This window comes from Caballeronia sp. PC1 (genome assembly GCF_021353155.1).
Lineage (GTDB): Bacteria > Pseudomonadota > Gammaproteobacteria > Burkholderiales > Burkholderiaceae > Caballeronia > Caballeronia cordobensis.
This window is the reverse complement of the sequence record NZ_JAJUBH010000005.1, coordinates 61,379-75,877: the sequence shown is the minus strand read 5'-3', so window position 1 is coordinate 75,877 and position 14,499 is coordinate 61,379. Positions and strand designations below refer to the sequence as shown.

12 protein-coding genes and 1 pseudogene are annotated in these 14,499 nt (G+C 59.2%); 11 read left to right on the top strand and 2 right to left on the bottom strand.

Annotated elements, in window-relative coordinates:
* Window positions 1-29: 29 nt before the first annotated feature.
* The 8 genes from LY284_RS36455 (at window position 30) to LY284_RS36420 (ending at window position 9,969) form a co-directional block, all read left to right on the top strand.
* Window positions 30-410 (top strand): zinc-ribbon domain-containing protein, encoded by a 381-nt coding sequence (locus tag LY284_RS36455; protein WP_075583538.1) that lies wholly within the window; start codon window positions 30-32, stop codon window positions 408-410.
* The gene (locus tag LY284_RS36450) at window positions 407-1,132 is read left to right on the top strand and encodes a ZIP family metal transporter (protein ID WP_033537016.1); all 726 of its coding nucleotides are present in this window, start codon (window positions 407-409) and stop codon (window positions 1,130-1,132) included. The genes LY284_RS36455 and LY284_RS36450 overlap by 4 nt, the downstream gene beginning before the upstream one ends.
* A 107-nt stretch (window positions 1,133-1,239) precedes the next feature.
* Window positions 1,240-1,503 (top strand): DUF4148 domain-containing protein, encoded by a 264-nt coding sequence (locus LY284_RS36445; RefSeq protein ID WP_033537015.1) that lies wholly within the window; start codon window positions 1,240-1,242, stop codon window positions 1,501-1,503.
* Between the two features lie 254 nt (window positions 1,504-1,757).
* Window positions 1,758-3,077: a TolC family protein gene (locus LY284_RS36440; protein WP_033537035.1), complete on the top strand. Its 1,320-nt coding sequence runs from the start codon at window positions 1,758-1,760 to the stop codon at window positions 3,075-3,077.
* 10 nt (window positions 3,078-3,087) lie between these two features.
* Entirely contained in the window at window positions 3,088-4,563 is a 1,476-nt protein-coding gene (locus LY284_RS36435; protein WP_033537014.1) for an efflux RND transporter periplasmic adaptor subunit, read from the top strand.
* Between the two features lie 72 nt (window positions 4,564-4,635).
* Entirely contained in the window at window positions 4,636-7,863 is a 3,228-nt protein-coding gene (locus LY284_RS36430; protein ID WP_033537013.1) for an efflux RND transporter permease subunit, read from the top strand.
* Window positions 7,863-8,540: a heavy metal response regulator transcription factor IrlR gene (irlR, locus tag LY284_RS36425; protein WP_033537012.1), complete on the top strand. Its 678-nt coding sequence runs from the start codon at window positions 7,863-7,865 to the stop codon at window positions 8,538-8,540. The genes LY284_RS36430 and irlR overlap by 1 nt, the downstream gene beginning before the upstream one ends.
* Window positions 8,541-8,559: 19 nt before the next feature.
* Complete coding sequence (locus LY284_RS36420) at window positions 8,560-9,969, top strand: heavy metal sensor histidine kinase (RefSeq protein WP_033537034.1); 1,410 nt, start codon at window positions 8,560-8,562, stop codon at window positions 9,967-9,969.
* A 100-nt stretch (window positions 9,970-10,069) separates the two neighbouring features.
* Here the strand turns inward: LY284_RS36420 and LY284_RS36415 are convergent, their stop codons facing one another.
* Window positions 10,070-10,342: a DUF4148 domain-containing protein gene (locus LY284_RS36415; RefSeq protein WP_075583537.1), complete on the bottom strand. Its 273-nt coding sequence runs from the start codon at window positions 10,340-10,342 to the stop codon at window positions 10,070-10,072.
* A gap of 872 nt (window positions 10,343-11,214) precedes the next feature.
* Here LY284_RS36415 and LY284_RS36410 point away from each other — a divergent pair.
* On the top strand, window positions 11,215-11,487 hold the full coding sequence (locus LY284_RS36410) for a DUF4148 domain-containing protein (RefSeq protein WP_033537011.1): 273 nt from the start codon (window positions 11,215-11,217) through the stop codon (window positions 11,485-11,487).
* 138 nt (window positions 11,488-11,625) lie between these two features.
* On the opposite strand, the gene LY284_RS36405 is transcribed toward LY284_RS36410, so the two are convergent.
* Window positions 11,626-11,808, bottom strand: coding sequence for a hypothetical protein (locus tag LY284_RS36405; RefSeq protein WP_033537010.1), 183 nt, complete (start codon window positions 11,806-11,808; stop codon window positions 11,626-11,628).
* A gap of 490 nt (window positions 11,809-12,298) precedes the next feature.
* Here LY284_RS36405 and LY284_RS36400 point away from each other — a divergent pair, with 490 nt between their 5' ends.
* Both LY284_RS36400 and LY284_RS36395 read left to right on the top strand, forming a co-directional pair.
* Entirely contained in the window at window positions 12,299-13,792 is a 1,494-nt protein-coding gene (locus LY284_RS36400; RefSeq protein WP_062610968.1) for an ISNCY family transposase, read from the top strand.
* A 288-nt stretch (window positions 13,793-14,080) separates the two neighbouring features.
* Window positions 14,081-14,494, top strand: a pseudogene (locus LY284_RS36395) (DUF4158 domain-containing protein); the annotation flags it as partial.
* Window positions 14,495-14,499: the final 5 nt, after the last annotated feature.

Genomic DNA, 14,499 nt, shown 5'->3' with positions numbered 1-14,499 from the left:
GAGATTTCAACCGAAACGGGAGATGACCCATGAACTGGCTTGAAAGGATATTCGGAGGTCATCACGGTGGCCACAACAGTGGAGGTCACGATCGTGGGCACGGAAGCTCGCATGGTGGATCGCACGACGACAGACGCGGTCATCACGGAAGCAACCACGGCAACAATGGTGGGTATGTCGACGAACGCAGTCGCGCTTCCAATGAAGGGTGGGGCAGGACGCCCGGCGCTGCTCCCGCAGCGCAGCCGGGCCTGACGTGCCCAAAATGTGGCGCGGCCAATGCCGAAGGCGCTCGCTTTTGTAGCCAGTGCGCGAGCTCGCTCACGCCGCAAGCCTGCACGAAGTGCAATCAGCCGTTGGCGCCGGGCGCGAAGTTTTGTAGCCAGTGCGGCACACAGGTGACCACGTGACACCCGCTGCTAAACTTGCACTCCTCACGCTGCCACCTGTGCTCGCCGCTGCCGCAGGTGCTGTGATCGCGTCGGCGCGCAAGCCTAGCCCACGCACCACCAGCGTCATCCAGCACTTCACGGCGGGCATCGTGTTCGCCGCCGCGGCGCTCGAATTGCTTCCCGAAGACCGCAAGCATGCCCTGTGGCCGGTCGTTATCGGGTTTGCACTGGGCTTAGGACTGATGCTGGGCATCAAGGCGGTCTGCAACCGTCTGGAAGAACGACTTGAAGGTTCCGCGCTTCCAACCGGCCTCGTGGTCGTGACTGCGGTCGACCTGATCATCGACGGACTTGTGCTGGGAATTGCCTTCGCGGCGGGAGAGGAAACTGGCGTGATCCTAACCATCGCGCTTACCCTCGAAGTGCTTTTTCTGGCGCTATCTGTCAGCGCAGCGCTGAGCGCTTCCGGGGTGCGTAGCCTTTGGGCAATCGTCGTCCCGATTGCGCTTTCTGCACTGCTCTCGGTATCGGCTGTGGCGGCCCATGGCGCACTTGCCAACTTACCCTCGGTCTATTACGCGGCACTCCTCGGGCTGGGAACCGTTGCGCTCATTTATCTGGTGACCGAGGAGTTGCTCGTGGAAGCGCATGAGGTGGCTGAAACTGCGCTTGCAACCACAGCGTTCTTTGTCGGTTTCATCGTCTTCTTCGTCATTGAAGCGACGGTCAAGACGGGATGACCATTCTGCGGGCAAGATGACAATTTTCTCATCTTCGCGTCATTGAGACGCACCGTCGGCACTCCACACTGAGTTGAGCCATATGCGGCTCAGTGTGGAGTTCACCGATGAAATCGAAAGTTGTTGTTGCAACGGCCTTGTTGATGGCCGGCTTGGCGCAAGCGCACGAAGGTCCATTGAACGAGGGGAAAACGCGGGAGCAAACGCGTCAAGAACTCGAGCAAGCCTATAAAGACGGCGTACTGCCCTTCAGGCGAAGCGAGTACCCGCCCACGGCGGCATCAAAGAAGAAGAACCGCGACGCGTACCTGCGGGCACATCCTGAAGAAATCGCGAAGCCCACAACCTCGGAAGCGAATGCCGGCCAGTAACTCGACTTGAGTGAGATGCTGGTCGCAACAGCTTGCGACCGCTTTGTTCTAAATAAACTCGATATTGCTGCGGCCCGTTCTCCCACGGGACGCACGCTTTTTTGCAACGGCATAAAGCCGAGGACCCAGCGTACTGAGTCAGAAATTGTGCGGTTAGTGGCTTGCCCGAAGATGACAAAAATTTCATTTTGATCTCATCTTGGCACTGCGATAGAACCGTAGCATCGCATCACCCCCATCCTTCAATGTCGCACATGCTCACGCGAACCCTTGCCGTCATGGCTCTCCTGGCGGTCACAACATCAAACTACACACAGGCGTCTCCCGTTCAGCCGATTGCGGATGAGGGCGGCTTGCCGCAGTCTCCGAGCGTTTCACCAACGGATCTGCCGCAAGTTTCATTGATCGACGTGCTTGGGCTTGCCGCGCAGAGCAACCCCCTCTTGCGAGGCGCGAGGGCGGACTCGGACGCATCGGCCGGCGCATTGATGCAGGCCGGCGCCAGGCCCAACCCCGAATTGTCGCTTCTGCAGGAAGGGTTTGGTGGTACGGAGCGCACGAGCACGGCGACCGTGAACCAGCTTATCGAACTCGGCGGCAAACGTCAGGCACGGCTGGACGTGGCGTCCTATGGTCGAGAGGTTGCGCTCGCCGCGCTCGACGGCAGAGGCGCGGCATTGCGGGCAGACGTCATCTCCGCGTTCTACGAAGAGCTCGCCGCGCAGCGGCAAGAGCAGGTCGCGCGTGAATCCGGCGACATCGCGGCCCGCTCTGCCGATCTTGCGGAGAAGCGTGCGCGCGCAGGCAAGGTTTCGCCGGTCGAAGCCACCAAGGCGCGCATTGCCGCGAGTGCTGTCCAGATCGAAGTGACGAATGCAACTGCGCGTGTCTTGACCGCTCGCGAGCGTCTGGCATCCGTCACCGGCAACGCGCAAGTGCGGGGCAGCGCAGCCGGAGGCGATATTGAGTCGGTGCCGAGTCTTGAGCCGCTCTCGGTACTCGTCAGTCAATTGAACGATAGCCCAGGCTCGCGCGTGGCCCGCGCCGAAATGTTGCGTTCAGACGCTGCGATCTCCGTTGAGCGAGCCAAGCGCATCCCAGATATCACGGTCAGCGCCGGTATGAAGCGGGTCATCACCGGTGGCATTCCCGACAATCAGGCCGTCATCGGCGTATCGATTCCGCTGCCTCTCTTCGACACGAATAAAGGTGCGCTTTTAGAGGCGGCTCACAAAGCCGAGAAAGCCAGCGCCGATTTCGATAACGAGCGCTTGCGGCTGCAACTGGAGTTGACCCGCGCGTATGCGAACTACGAAACATCGGTTCAGGCGGCTCGCAGGCTCAAGGACGACGTGCTGCCGGCCTCCAAAGATGCATTGAACGCCATGTCGAGAGGATTTGAACTCGGCAAGTTTGCTTTCCTCGATGTGCTCGATGCACAGCGCACGCTGTTCCAAGCGCAATCGCAATACGTGCAGGCGCTCACCGACGCTCACCTTGCGTATGCCGAAGTGGGGCGCCTGGTTGGCACGCCACTTCCCGCCGTCTCGCTGTCGAAGAACACTTTACCCTGAAGGAATCACCATGCCGCGCCGTAGAACATACTTCCTCATGACCGCTCTCGGTGGGATCGGCATCATCATTGCCGCCTACGCGATGACGCAAAAAAAGGAAGCGCCTGCGCTCGAGCCCCCGGTCGCCGAGGCTCAACAGGGCGAGGCGAATGCCAGTGCCGGACAGCACGGCGGCGTCCTCCTGAAAAATGGCCCGCTCACGCTCGAAGTCGTGCTCGCCGAGAAGCCCGGTGACTCGCGTCTCATCGTTTACCCCGCGAGCGATGGCAAGCCGCTGTCGAGGGAAGTGGTGGTCTCGGCAGCCGTGACCCGTTACGACGGGCAGAAAGAAACGTTGCAGTTTAGGCATTCCGCGCAGAAATACACGTCCACCGAGCCCATTGCGAAACCGCACGTGTTCGATGCGATCATCGAGGTCAAAGGAGGCGGTCGCAATGCCTCATTCGAATATTCCCGCACCGATGGGACGGTGGTGCTGTCCGAGGAGCAACTGAAGACCTCCAAGATCGATCTGGCCAAGGTCGGTCCGGCGCAGATCGCAACCTCGTTTCAGTTGCCCGGCGAGATCAAGTTCAACGAGGATCGCACAGCTCACGTCGTGCCTCGCGTGGCCGGGATCGTCGAACGCGTGGATGTGTCCATCGGGCAGAACGTAAAGAAGGGGCAGGTGCTTGCCGTGATCGCGAGCACCGGTCTGGCGGATCTTCGCAGCGAACTGTTGACGGCCGAGCGGCGTCTGTCGGCCGCGCGCACGACATACGATCGGGAGCAGACGTTGTGGAAAGAACGCGTGTCCGCCGAGCAGGACTTCCTGCAAGCACAGGTGCAATTGCGCGAAGCGGAGATCGCGGCGCAGAACGCTCGCCAGAAGCTCGCCGCGATCAATGCGCCTGCGGGCTCCGCTAGCCTGAATCAGTACGAGTTGCGTGCGCCTTTTTCAGGGACCGTGGTCGAGAAGCATGCGACACCGGGCGAGGCCATCACCGCGGACGCCAATGTCTTTGTGATCTCGGACCTTTCCAGCGTTTGGGCAGAAATGGCGGTGCCGGCACAGCGGCTCAACGACGTTCGCGTGGGACGGGAAGCCACCGTGAGCGCCGCAGCGTTCGAATCGACCTCGCGCGGGCCCATCGCCTATGTCGGCGCATTGTTGGGTGAACAGACGCGCACCGCACCCGCACGGGTCGTGCTGCCAAATCCCGACGGCGCATGGCGGCCCGGCATGTTCGTCAATGTCTCAGTCGACGCAGGCAAGCAGGACGTGCTGATCTCCGTTGCGAGCGACGCCCTTCAGGACGTCGATGGCGCGCCGTCTGTGTTTGTCCAGTCGTCCAAGGGATTCGTCGCTCAGGCTGTCGAAACGGGTCGTCGTGATGAACGGGTCACCGAAGTCGTCCGGGGCCTGCACCCTGGCCAGCAGTACGTTGCGGCGAACAGCTTCGTGCTGAAGGCGGAGCTCGGTAAAGGTAGCGCCGAAGAAGAATGAACAGCGCAACCCGCTACATAACGACGCGGCCCTTCGCGCCGCGCGCTTCCTGCTGCATCAGAGGACCATTCCATGTTTGAGCGATTGATTCGCTTCGCGATCGCGCACCGCTGGCTTGTCATGCTCGCGGTCGCTGCAGTGGCCGCCTTCGGCATGTACAGCTATCAGAAGCTGCCGATCGATGCCGTGCCCGACATCACCAACGTTCAGGTGCAGATCAACACCTCTGCTCCAGGCTATTCGCCCCTCGAGGCGGAGCAGCGCATCACTTATCCCGTCGAGACAGCGATGGCGGGTCTGCCGAACCTGGAGGAAACGCGCTCGATCTCGCGATATGGCTTGTCGCAAGTGACGGTCATCTTCAAGGACGGCACGGACATTTACTTCGCGCGTCAGCTGGTCAACGAGCGGATTCAGGAAGCAAAGGACAAGTTGCCGCCCGGTGCAACGCCTGCAATGGGCCCGACTTCGACAGGACTCGGCGAAATTTATCTCTGGACCGTAGAAGCGGATCCGTCTGCGCGTAAGCCTGACGGGACGCGTTACACGTCGTCGGATCTGCGCGAGCTCCAGGACTGGGTCGTGAAGCCTCAGCTTCGTAATGTGCCGGGCGTGACTGAGGTGAATTCCATCGGCGGATACGTCAAGGAGTTTCGCATCGCGCCGAACCCGACCAAGCTCATGTCGTATGGCTCGACGCTGGCAGACGTCGTGCGGGCGGTCGAGCGCAACAACGACAATGTCGGCGCGGGCTATATCGAGAAACGCGGCGAACAGTATCTGGTACGCGTGCCGGGTCAGGCGCGCTCGGCGGAAGATCTGGCGAATGTCGTACTGACGAACGTGGGGGGCGTGCCCGTTCGCGTGAAGGACATCGCGCAGGTCGACACGGGGCGTGAACTGCGTACGGGTGCTGCGACGTCCAATGGTGAAGAAGTGGTGCTCGGCACGGTCTTCATGCTGATGGGAGAGAACAGCCGCGCGGTATCGAAAGCCGTCGCGCTCAAGATGGACGACGTCAATCGTTCGCTGCCCAAGGGCGTGCGCGCCATTCCTGTGTATGACCGGACCAATCTGGTCGAGAAGGCCGTGGACACGGTCAAGAAGAACCTTCTCGAAGGTGCGGTGCTGGTCATCGTCATTCTGTTCCTCTTCCTGGGCAACATCCGCGCGGCCATCATCACGGCGCTCGTCATTCCGCTGTCGATGCTGATGACCTTCACCGGTATGGTGAACGCGAAGGTGAGTGCGAACCTCATGAGTCTCGGAGCGCTCGACTTTGGCATCATCGTCGATGGTGCGGTGGTGATCGTCGAAAACTGCGTGCGGCGGCTCGCGCATGCACAAACTCTGCTTGGCAGACCGCTGACGCGCGAGGAACGGTTTGCCGAAGTGTTCGGCGCATCGCAGGAGGCGCGGCGGGCCCTCATCTTCGGGCAGCTCATCATCATGGTGGTGTATCTGCCGATCTTCGCGCTCACTGGCGTGGAAGGCAAAATGTTCCATCCGATGGCCGTCACGGTCGTCATGGCCCTGGCGGCGGCGATGGTGCTGACCGTGACGTTCATTCCGGCGGCGGTCGCTCTATTCATTGGCGAGCGTGTAGAAGAGAAAGAAAACCGCATCATGGGCTGGGCGCGGCGCGCCTATGAGCCTGTGCTGACTCGGTTCATGGCGCAACCCAAGCGCGTGCTGAGCGGTGCTGTGGTCATCGTTGCACTGACGATGGGACTTGCGACCCGACTCGGTAGCGAATTCATTCCAAGCCTCAACGAGGGCGATCTCGCCGTGGCCGCGCTGCGCATTCCCGGCACAAGTCTGTCTCAGTCGCTCGACATGCAGAAAACGATCGAGAAAACGCTCAAGCAGCGCTTTCCCGAGATCGATCGGGTGTTCGCGCGTACCGGCACGGCAGAAATCGCGGCCGATCCCATGCCGCCGAATCTGTCCGATGGCTATGTGATGCTGAAGCCGACGAAGGATTGGCCAGATCCTGACAAGTCGCGTGACGATCTCATCAAGGAGATCGAGACGGTTCTCGCCGAACTGCCGGGTAACGCGTATGAGTTTTCGCAACCGATCCAGCTACGTTTTAACGAGCTGATTTCCGGCGTCCGTAGCGACGTGGCCGTCAAGATTTTTGGCGACGATATGTCGGTGCTCAACAGTACGGGCGAGAGGATCGCGGCGGCGCTGAACAAGGTGTCGGGCGCGTCCGAAGTGAAGGTCGAGCAGACGACAGGCCTGCCGGTGCTGACCATCAATCTCGAGCGGGAGAAGCTGGCCCGGTACGGCGTCACGGTTGCCGATATTCAGGATGCGATCGCCGCAGCGGTCGGTGGTCAGAAAGCGGGAACGCTGTTTCAGGGCGACCGGCGCTTTGACATCGTCGTGCGTCTGCCCGACGAGCTGCGCTCGGATATTGAGGCGATCAAGCGGTTGCCGATTGCGCTTCCCGCGGCGGCGTTGGCGCCCGCGAGCGGGCCGGTCGTGCAGGCGCCGTACGTTCCGCTGGCAGAACTCGCGACAATCGAGGTCGGACCCGGACCGAACCAGATCAGCCGCGAAGACGGAAAGCGGCGCGTCGTGGTGAGCGCGAACGTGCGCGGGCGCGATGTGGGCTCGTTCGTGGCCGATGCACGCCAGCAGATCCAGCAGGATGTACAAATCCCGGCCGGCTACTGGGTGTCGTGGGGTGGCCAGTTCGAACAACTCCAGAGCGCAAGCGAGCGGCTGAAGCTCGTGGTACCCCTGGCGCTGTTCATGGTGTTTGTGCTGCTGTTCGTGATGTTTAACAACGTGAAGGACGGTTTGCTGGTGTTCACCGGCATTCCTTTCGCACTGAGTGGCGGTGTCGTATCGCTTTGGCTGCGCGGCATTCCGTTGTCGATTACGGCGGCGGTCGGCTTTATCGCCTTGTCGGGCGTCGCGGTGCTCAACGGCCTCGTGATGATATCGTTCATCCGGAGCCTGCGAGAGGGCGGGGCGGAGCTCGACGTCGCGGTCAGGGAAGGTGCGCTGACTCGCCTGAGGCCTGTGCTGATGACCGCGCTCGTCGCCTCGCTCGGGTTCCTGCCGATGGCCTTCGCAACCGGCACGGGCTCGGAAGTTCAGCGGCCGCTAGCGACCGTAGTGATCGGTGGCATTCTGTCGTCCACCGCTCTGACCTTGCTGGTTTTACCGGTGCTGTATCGGGTGAGCCACTCGACATCGATGCGCGCCGTGTTCGAAAAGCGCTTCGGCTTTCTCGCGCCAAGCTGGCTTCAGCGGCGCATGCGTCACTCCCGAGGTAACGTGTAATGCGAATTCTGATTGTCGAAGACGAGGCGAAGATGGGCCTCTATCTGAAACGGGGGCTTTCCGAGGCCGGGTACACCGTCGATTGGGTTGAGGACGGCTTATCAGGCCAGTATCAGGCTGAAACGGAAGACTACGACCTTCTGATCCTGGACGTGATGCTGCCCGGCCAGGACGGATGGTCAGTGTTGCAAAACCTGCGTCGCACGAAGAAGACCCCCGTGCTTTTTCTGACGGCGCGAGACGATGTGGGCGATCGGGTCAAGGGACTCGAGCTTGGCGCCGACGATTATCTTTCGAAGCCGTTTGATTTCGTGGAGCTCACCGCTCGCATCAAGGTTATTCTCCGACGAGGTCAGCCGAGTGATTCGAGCACCATCCGTGTGGCCGATCTTGAACTCGATTTGACCAAACGGAAGGCCTTAAGACAGGGCAGCTCGATCCTCTTGACGGCGAAAGAATTTGCTTTGCTGTGGTTGCTCATGCGCCGTAAGGGTGAAATTCTGCCACGCGCGACGATCGCCTCTCAGGTTTGGGACATGAACTTTAATAGCGATACGAATGTGGTCGACTCGTCCATCAGGCGGCTTCGTTCCAAAGTCGACGACAATTACGAGCCCAAGCTTATTCACACCGTGCGCGGCATGGGATACGTACTCGAAGTCAGGGATGGCAAGTGAGAACCTCAAGCGTCAGACGATGAAGCGCGACTTTCCGAGAACCCTGCGCGCCAGGTTGACCGTCCTGATCGTCGTGTCCACTTCGACTGTGCTCGCTTTGAGCGGCCTGGCGCTCTACGAGGCTTTGCGAAGCCGTATTGAATGGACCGCGACCGAGCAGATGTCGAGCATTCTGACGGCGCTCAGGAGCCACTTCGACGAGATCAAAACCGCGGACGAGATCGCGCGCAATCCGGAGATGTGGACGGATCAGCTTCATGATCACCCCAACATGGCCATGGCGATCTACGATAGTAAAGGAGCACGGTTGCTTCAGACGCCCGGGTTCCAACCGTCCACGCCGATGATCGCCAAGCGGTCGCCCTACGCGGTTAGCCTTGACAGATCGAACTCCAAGAAGCGCTATCTCACCGCCGCGACGCCGCTAAACGCTTCGCCTGGCGAGAGTGTTCGCGTCGTGCTGCAGTACGACGGCAAGAATGATGCAGAACTTCTTCGAGCTTATGCTTATACGATCATTGTGATCGAAGTACTCGGGGTGATGCTCGCCTCAGCGCTCGCATACGGGATTGCCAGATTTGGCCTAAAACCCTTGAGGCAGCTCGCCGCTCGCGCCGAGCAGATGTCCACTTCGAGACTCGCGCATCCCTTGCCGTCACTGGATACGTCCGGTGAGCTCAAGGAACTCGAACTCGCCTTCAACGGCATGGTCGAACGGCTCAACGAGTCGTTCACGCGTTTAAGCGAGTTTTCGTCAAACCTTGCGCATGACATGCGCACCCCGCTCACCAACTTACAGGCGGCGGCACAAGTTGCCTTGACCCACGAGCGTTCCGCGCAAGATTATAAGGACGTAATTGAATCGAGCATCGACGAGTATCAACGCCTCTCGCGAATGATCGAAGATATGCTTTTCATCGCGCGTGCCGAACAAGCTGATGCAATGCTGAAGATCAGACGGCTCGATGGAGCATTGGAGGCAGGCAGGGTAGCGGGCTTCTATGAGTCGTTGGCGGAGGACACAGATTTGAGTATCCGCATTTCTGGACACGCGCGTATAGATGCTGATCTGCTTCTTTTTCAACGAGCGCTGAGCAATCTCGTCTCCAATGCGATCGCTCATGCGCCTTCTGGTAGCACAATCGATGTTAGTTGCGAGGAACGCGGCGACCAGTCTGTCATTAGCGTCACGGACACCGGACCAGGAATCGAACCGGTACACGTGGATCGCATCTTTGACAGGTTCTACCGTGTCGATCCCTCTCGCCATTCGCGATCATCCAGCTCTGGTCTCGGTCTCGCTATTGTGAAATCTATTGCTGGCAGTCACGGGGGAAACTGCGGAGTCGAGAGTCAACCCCATGTCAAAACAAGGTTCTGGGTTAGCTTTCCGATCCAACGTATTCGAGACGTCCCACCTGCGCTCTGATTTTCAATCAACGCGTTGAAGTGGTTTATCGCCGTCGACCGAGAAAAAGCGAACGCGCGCAGAGCTCAATCACGCGCGCGTTATTTGCGATCAGACGGCGCTATCGAGCAGCAACCGAGTCGTGATGATCCACGTTTGGCGTTACTTCGCCAGCATGTCGAGACGTGGCGTGCACTTGCTTATTGCGAGCGACTTGCGCTTCAGTAGGCGGATACTGGGTCTTGCTCGTCGGCACAACGCCCTCGTGCTGAGCCTGGACAAGCTCCTGATGGACTTGTGCGCGTGACTTACCTTGCGCCATAGCAACGTTTGAAATTGCGCCGAGCGTGACAGACGCGGTAACAAGCAACGCTGCGAATTTGATTGCTTTCATCTCTTTTCTCCGTTGATTCAGACGCCCAATCGGCGCGTCTTGGAGAACAGTATGCGTGTTAGCCCCTTCGTCAGCGTGACGCGAAAATGAGAAATCTGTTAGAGAGAAGATAAGTGAAGGAGGGACCGTTCGTCACCGTATTCGCAAGCACGTAGATGACGCCAACATGATGAAAATATCATTTCCGCGTCATCGCCGCAATTCGCTTCTAAGCCACCATAACACTGTAAATCTGCTCGATCTCTGAGAGCAGAGCGGTGGAGTCAGGATTAACTCAGATTGGTGGACCTTATGCGTAGAAAGACGCTTGTTGCATGTACTGCAATCACCGCAATTACCCTTGCGGGATGCGCTCAGTTTGGTTCGTTCGATGCAAACATGTTGCCGTCATCCAACGACGTCACGAAACAAAAGTCCTCGGCGCTACCATCCAACAACCAAGTCGATTATGCGGGGCATCCTTGTACGAGCGCGAATCTGCACGTGAAGGCACACCCGTGTATCTTTCCGCGGGATCGAGCCGAGTGACGCAAGAATCGTCGCGCCGCGTGTTGACGATTGAAATGGAATGAAAGGGACGGCGTTGTGAAGAACGGGTTTTATAGGATAGGTCTTGGGAAAGGGCACAACGCGAAGGGCAAGGCACACAGCGAAAGTTGGTCGCAGTAATCGAGCGAATGGTCCACTAGGAATCAATCTTGATCGCCCTCATTCATTTGAGACGAACGCGCTCTGCAAGGCTTCTATCAGAGCCTGGTCTATGAGATCAAAATGACGATACTTTCATATTCAGATCATGTTGGCAAAGCGTCCAGTTGCCATAATCCACTCACAGAATTGCCATTCGGCAATTAACTCCTGGAGAAACTGAAATGAATGCGAAGAAGGTTGTGGGCGCGATGCTGACTGTATGTGCGACGCTGGGTCTGGTTTCGGAAGTGGCGATCGCGCAGTCCAAGTCGCGTGAGCAAGTCCGTCAAGAACTCATTCAAGCTCGTCACGAGGGCATCACACCGGCAAGCAAGACTCAATATCCACCGACCGAGGCGGTACTTGCGCGCAACAAAGAGATTCACGCTGCTACAACCCATGCCGGTGAAAGATCGCCGAGTGCGGATCAACACGATCAGATCTCGGGCCGCTAATGTGCGAAAAACGTAACTCGTCAGTAGGCACCGTCCGAACGGACCGATAAATGGGGTTCGCTTCCACGTGCGCAGGGACCGGGCCGACGATCATCCATGTCGTACCGGTCCCGCATGACGTCGTCAGATGGCTTCATTTCACTGTCCCCACTTCTTCAGGTGCGCCAGGAACGCATCGGCACCGACGAATCCGACGAGCTGCGCGTCGCGTTCCTGTCTTCCGTTACTGTCGTAGAAGATCAGTGCGGGCGGCCCAAAGAGGCCAAAGCGCCGCAACATCGCAAAGTCCTCCGATGTGTTCTTCGTCACGTCGAGACGCATCTGTATCACAACTTCAGCTCGCGTTCCAACTCAATCGGCAACGGATTGCTGCGGTCGTGGCAACAGAGGGCATCCGGGACCCCGGCAGACCGATGATCCTCTTGAGCGTCTGATACGCCGATTCAACAACGCCGGTCACTTTCGCGTCTGTCTTTGAGTCGCAAGTTCCACCGTCGTTGGCGGGCTGGCGAGCAGTCTCAAAATATCGAGGAAAGGCGTCTGAATTGAGAACACGCTCCGGAGACGCCGTGGCCACTGGAGGGTCGCCGGATTCAGCCGGACCCTGAAACTGAAGCTCGGTGTTTCGCTGCGCGTCCTGAGCAAAAAACCGTCTGCTTCGCATACCGTAGCAATTTTACATAACCTAACTTATCGCATTTTAATTCTGTAGCGGCTAAGTTGTAATGTCCGCTTTTAGCCAAGTTCAAATGTCCGCTTCGCGTTCATCGTAAGCTTGCCGCCCGCTGGAGATCCAGCTTCAGGAGCTTCGATGGCAGCCGCAAGAGAACGGATAACAATGACGATGGGCGAGCTGGACAGACTCAAGATCATTCAGGATGTGATGGACGGCAGGCTCAAACCCTGGCGCGCAGCGCAGCGTCTCGAGCTGACGACGCGGCAGATTCGCCGGCTCGTAGCGCGGCTGCGCGAACATGGACCCGAGGGTCTCGTGTCACGCAAGCGCTCAAGGCCGAGTAACAACCGGCTGGATGCGAGGACGGCCGATCGAGCCCTGTCGATCGTGCGCGAGCGCTACGCTGATTTTGGGCCGACGCTGGCGTGCGAGAAGCTCCGGGAATGCCACGGCATCCGGCTGGCGAAGGAAACGCTCAGGAAGCTTATGGTGGACGCCGGACTGTGGGTGCCGCGGCGGCAGCGCCCGCCGAAGGTCTACCAGCCACGCGCACGCCGCTCGTGCCTGGGCGAACTGATCCAGATCGACGGCAGCGACCACGCCTGGTTCGAGGACCGGGCGCCGCAATGCACGCTGCTGGTGTACGTGGACGACGCGACGAGCCGGCTGATGCAGTTGCACTTCACGCAGACGGAGTCGACCTTCAGCTATTTCGAGGCGACGCGCGCGTACATCGAGCGCTATGGCAAGCCTGGCGCGTTCTACAGCGACAAGGCCAGCGTATTCCGCAACACCAGTGCTGAGCGGACCGGCCGCAGCGTGACGCCGTTCGGCCGCGCGATGTACGAGCTGAACATTGACACGATCTGCGCCAACAGCAGTTCGGCCAAGGGCCGTGTGGAGCGTGCGCACCTGACGCTGCAGGATCGCCTCGTGAAGGAGTTGCGGCTGCGTGGCATCAATACGATGGCTGAAGCCAATGCGTATGCGCTCGCCTTCATGACGGCCTACAACGCGCGCTTTGCCAAGCCGGCCAAGAGTGACTTCGACGCGCATCGGCCACTACGGGCCGATGAGAACCTGGAGACTGTGCTTACGTGGCGTGAGCCAAGGATCGTGACGAAGGCGCTCACGGTGCAGTACGACCGGGTCATGTACCTGCTCGACGATACGCCGGAGAACCGCAAGCTGATTCGCCGGTATGTCGAGGTCTGGGAGTATCCGGACGGGCGCATCGAGATTCGCGCCGATGGCCAGGCGTTGCAGTACCGCGAGTACGACCGGCTGACCGAGGTTGATCAGGGCGCCATCGTTGAACACAAACGGCTGAGCCACGTGCTTCAGGTCTCACAGGTGATTCAGGCGCAACGCGATAACGAGCGGATTGGTAAAGCCCCTTCCCGAACGCACCGCGGGGACTCGACCCGAACGCAGCGCAAGCAAAGCCATGCGCGCAAGAAGAAGCAACGCGAATTCACACAGGCCGACATCGAGCAGGTGATCGTCGACCTGGCCGGGCAAAAGCAGCCTTCGGGGGCTGAGCGCAAACCAGGTCATCGATCAGCACGCGTGAATGGAACAGACGCGAATGCCCTGCCCGTTCATGACCCGACCTTCGACACTGCGTGAACTGCAACCCGTGAAAGACAAATTGTGAATCCCGCGAAAGCGGACATTTGAACTTGGCCGGGAAGCGGACATCTGAAAATGGCTTTGACAAATTCGGGAGGCCTTATGTCAAGAACCATCCGCTGACTAGACTCGTTTCGCGCTACATTATGTCAATTGTAAAGAATCGCCGCTGGTTGCTGTCGGCTGGACAGCCGATGCCAGGTCGGCATCCCGATTTGTACCGTAGCGCCGCCGATTTTGCGCCGCTAGGCTGGATCGCTTCGTGATCGCCGCGGAGCACAGACGATGGAAAGCTGGCGAACAGGCTATCTTGGGATCCGTCAAGTACCCCGCGATCTGAGCGAGTTTGAACTCAACACTTTCTTCACGTTCTCGAAGCAAGAGATCGCGCTCATCGAGACGCGGCGATCTGAATTATATCGTCTCGCCGTTGCGTTGCACGTCGGGTTCATACGAATGTCCGGCCGATCGCTGGATTCATATCGCCAGATACCTGCGATGCTGTGGCGGCACCTCGGTCGACAACTGCATGTCCAGCCGCCCGATCTCGGAACGCTGCGCTCGATCTACGACGGACGCTTCGATACGCTGTCCGACCATCGACGATTTGCTCAAATCATCGCGAACTTCCGCACGATCTCAGAGCACCAACGGACCACGGATTGGCTAGAATTTGGTTCCAGAACACACCCCTCTCGGGCCTT

What these genes read in the sequence shown, in the direction of transcription:
- LY284_RS36455 (WP_075583538.1), top strand. Translation starts at nt 30, where the DNA reads ATGAACTGGCTTGAAAGGATATTCGGAGGTCATCACGGTGGCCACAAC.
- LY284_RS36445 (WP_033537015.1), top strand. Translation starts at nt 1,240, where the DNA reads ATGAAATCGAAAGTTGTTGTTGCAACGGCCTTGTTGATGGCCGGCTTG.
- LY284_RS36440 (WP_033537035.1), top strand. Translation starts at nt 1,758, where the DNA reads ATGCTCACGCGAACCCTTGCCGTCATGGCTCTCCTGGCGGTCACAACA.
- LY284_RS36435 (WP_033537014.1), top strand. Translation starts at nt 3,088, where the DNA reads ATGCCGCGCCGTAGAACATACTTCCTCATGACCGCTCTCGGTGGGATC.
- LY284_RS36430 (WP_033537013.1), top strand. Translation starts at nt 4,636, where the DNA reads ATGTTTGAGCGATTGATTCGCTTCGCGATCGCGCACCGCTGGCTTGTC.
- irlR (WP_033537012.1), top strand. Translation starts at nt 7,863, where the DNA reads ATGCGAATTCTGATTGTCGAAGACGAGGCGAAGATGGGCCTCTATCTG.
- LY284_RS36420 (WP_033537034.1), top strand. Translation starts at nt 8,560, where the DNA reads ATGAAGCGCGACTTTCCGAGAACCCTGCGCGCCAGGTTGACCGTCCTG.
- LY284_RS36415 (WP_075583537.1), bottom strand. Translation starts at nt 10,342, where the DNA reads ATGAAAGCAATCAAATTCGCAGCGTTGCTTGTTACCGCGTCTGTCACG.
- LY284_RS36410 (WP_033537011.1), top strand. Translation starts at nt 11,215, where the DNA reads ATGAATGCGAAGAAGGTTGTGGGCGCGATGCTGACTGTATGTGCGACG.
- LY284_RS36405 (WP_033537010.1), bottom strand. Translation starts at nt 11,808, where the DNA reads ATGCGTCTCGACGTGACGAAGAACACATCGGAGGACTTTGCGATGTTG.
- LY284_RS36400 (WP_062610968.1), top strand. Translation starts at nt 12,299, where the DNA reads ATGGCAGCCGCAAGAGAACGGATAACAATGACGATGGGCGAGCTGGAC.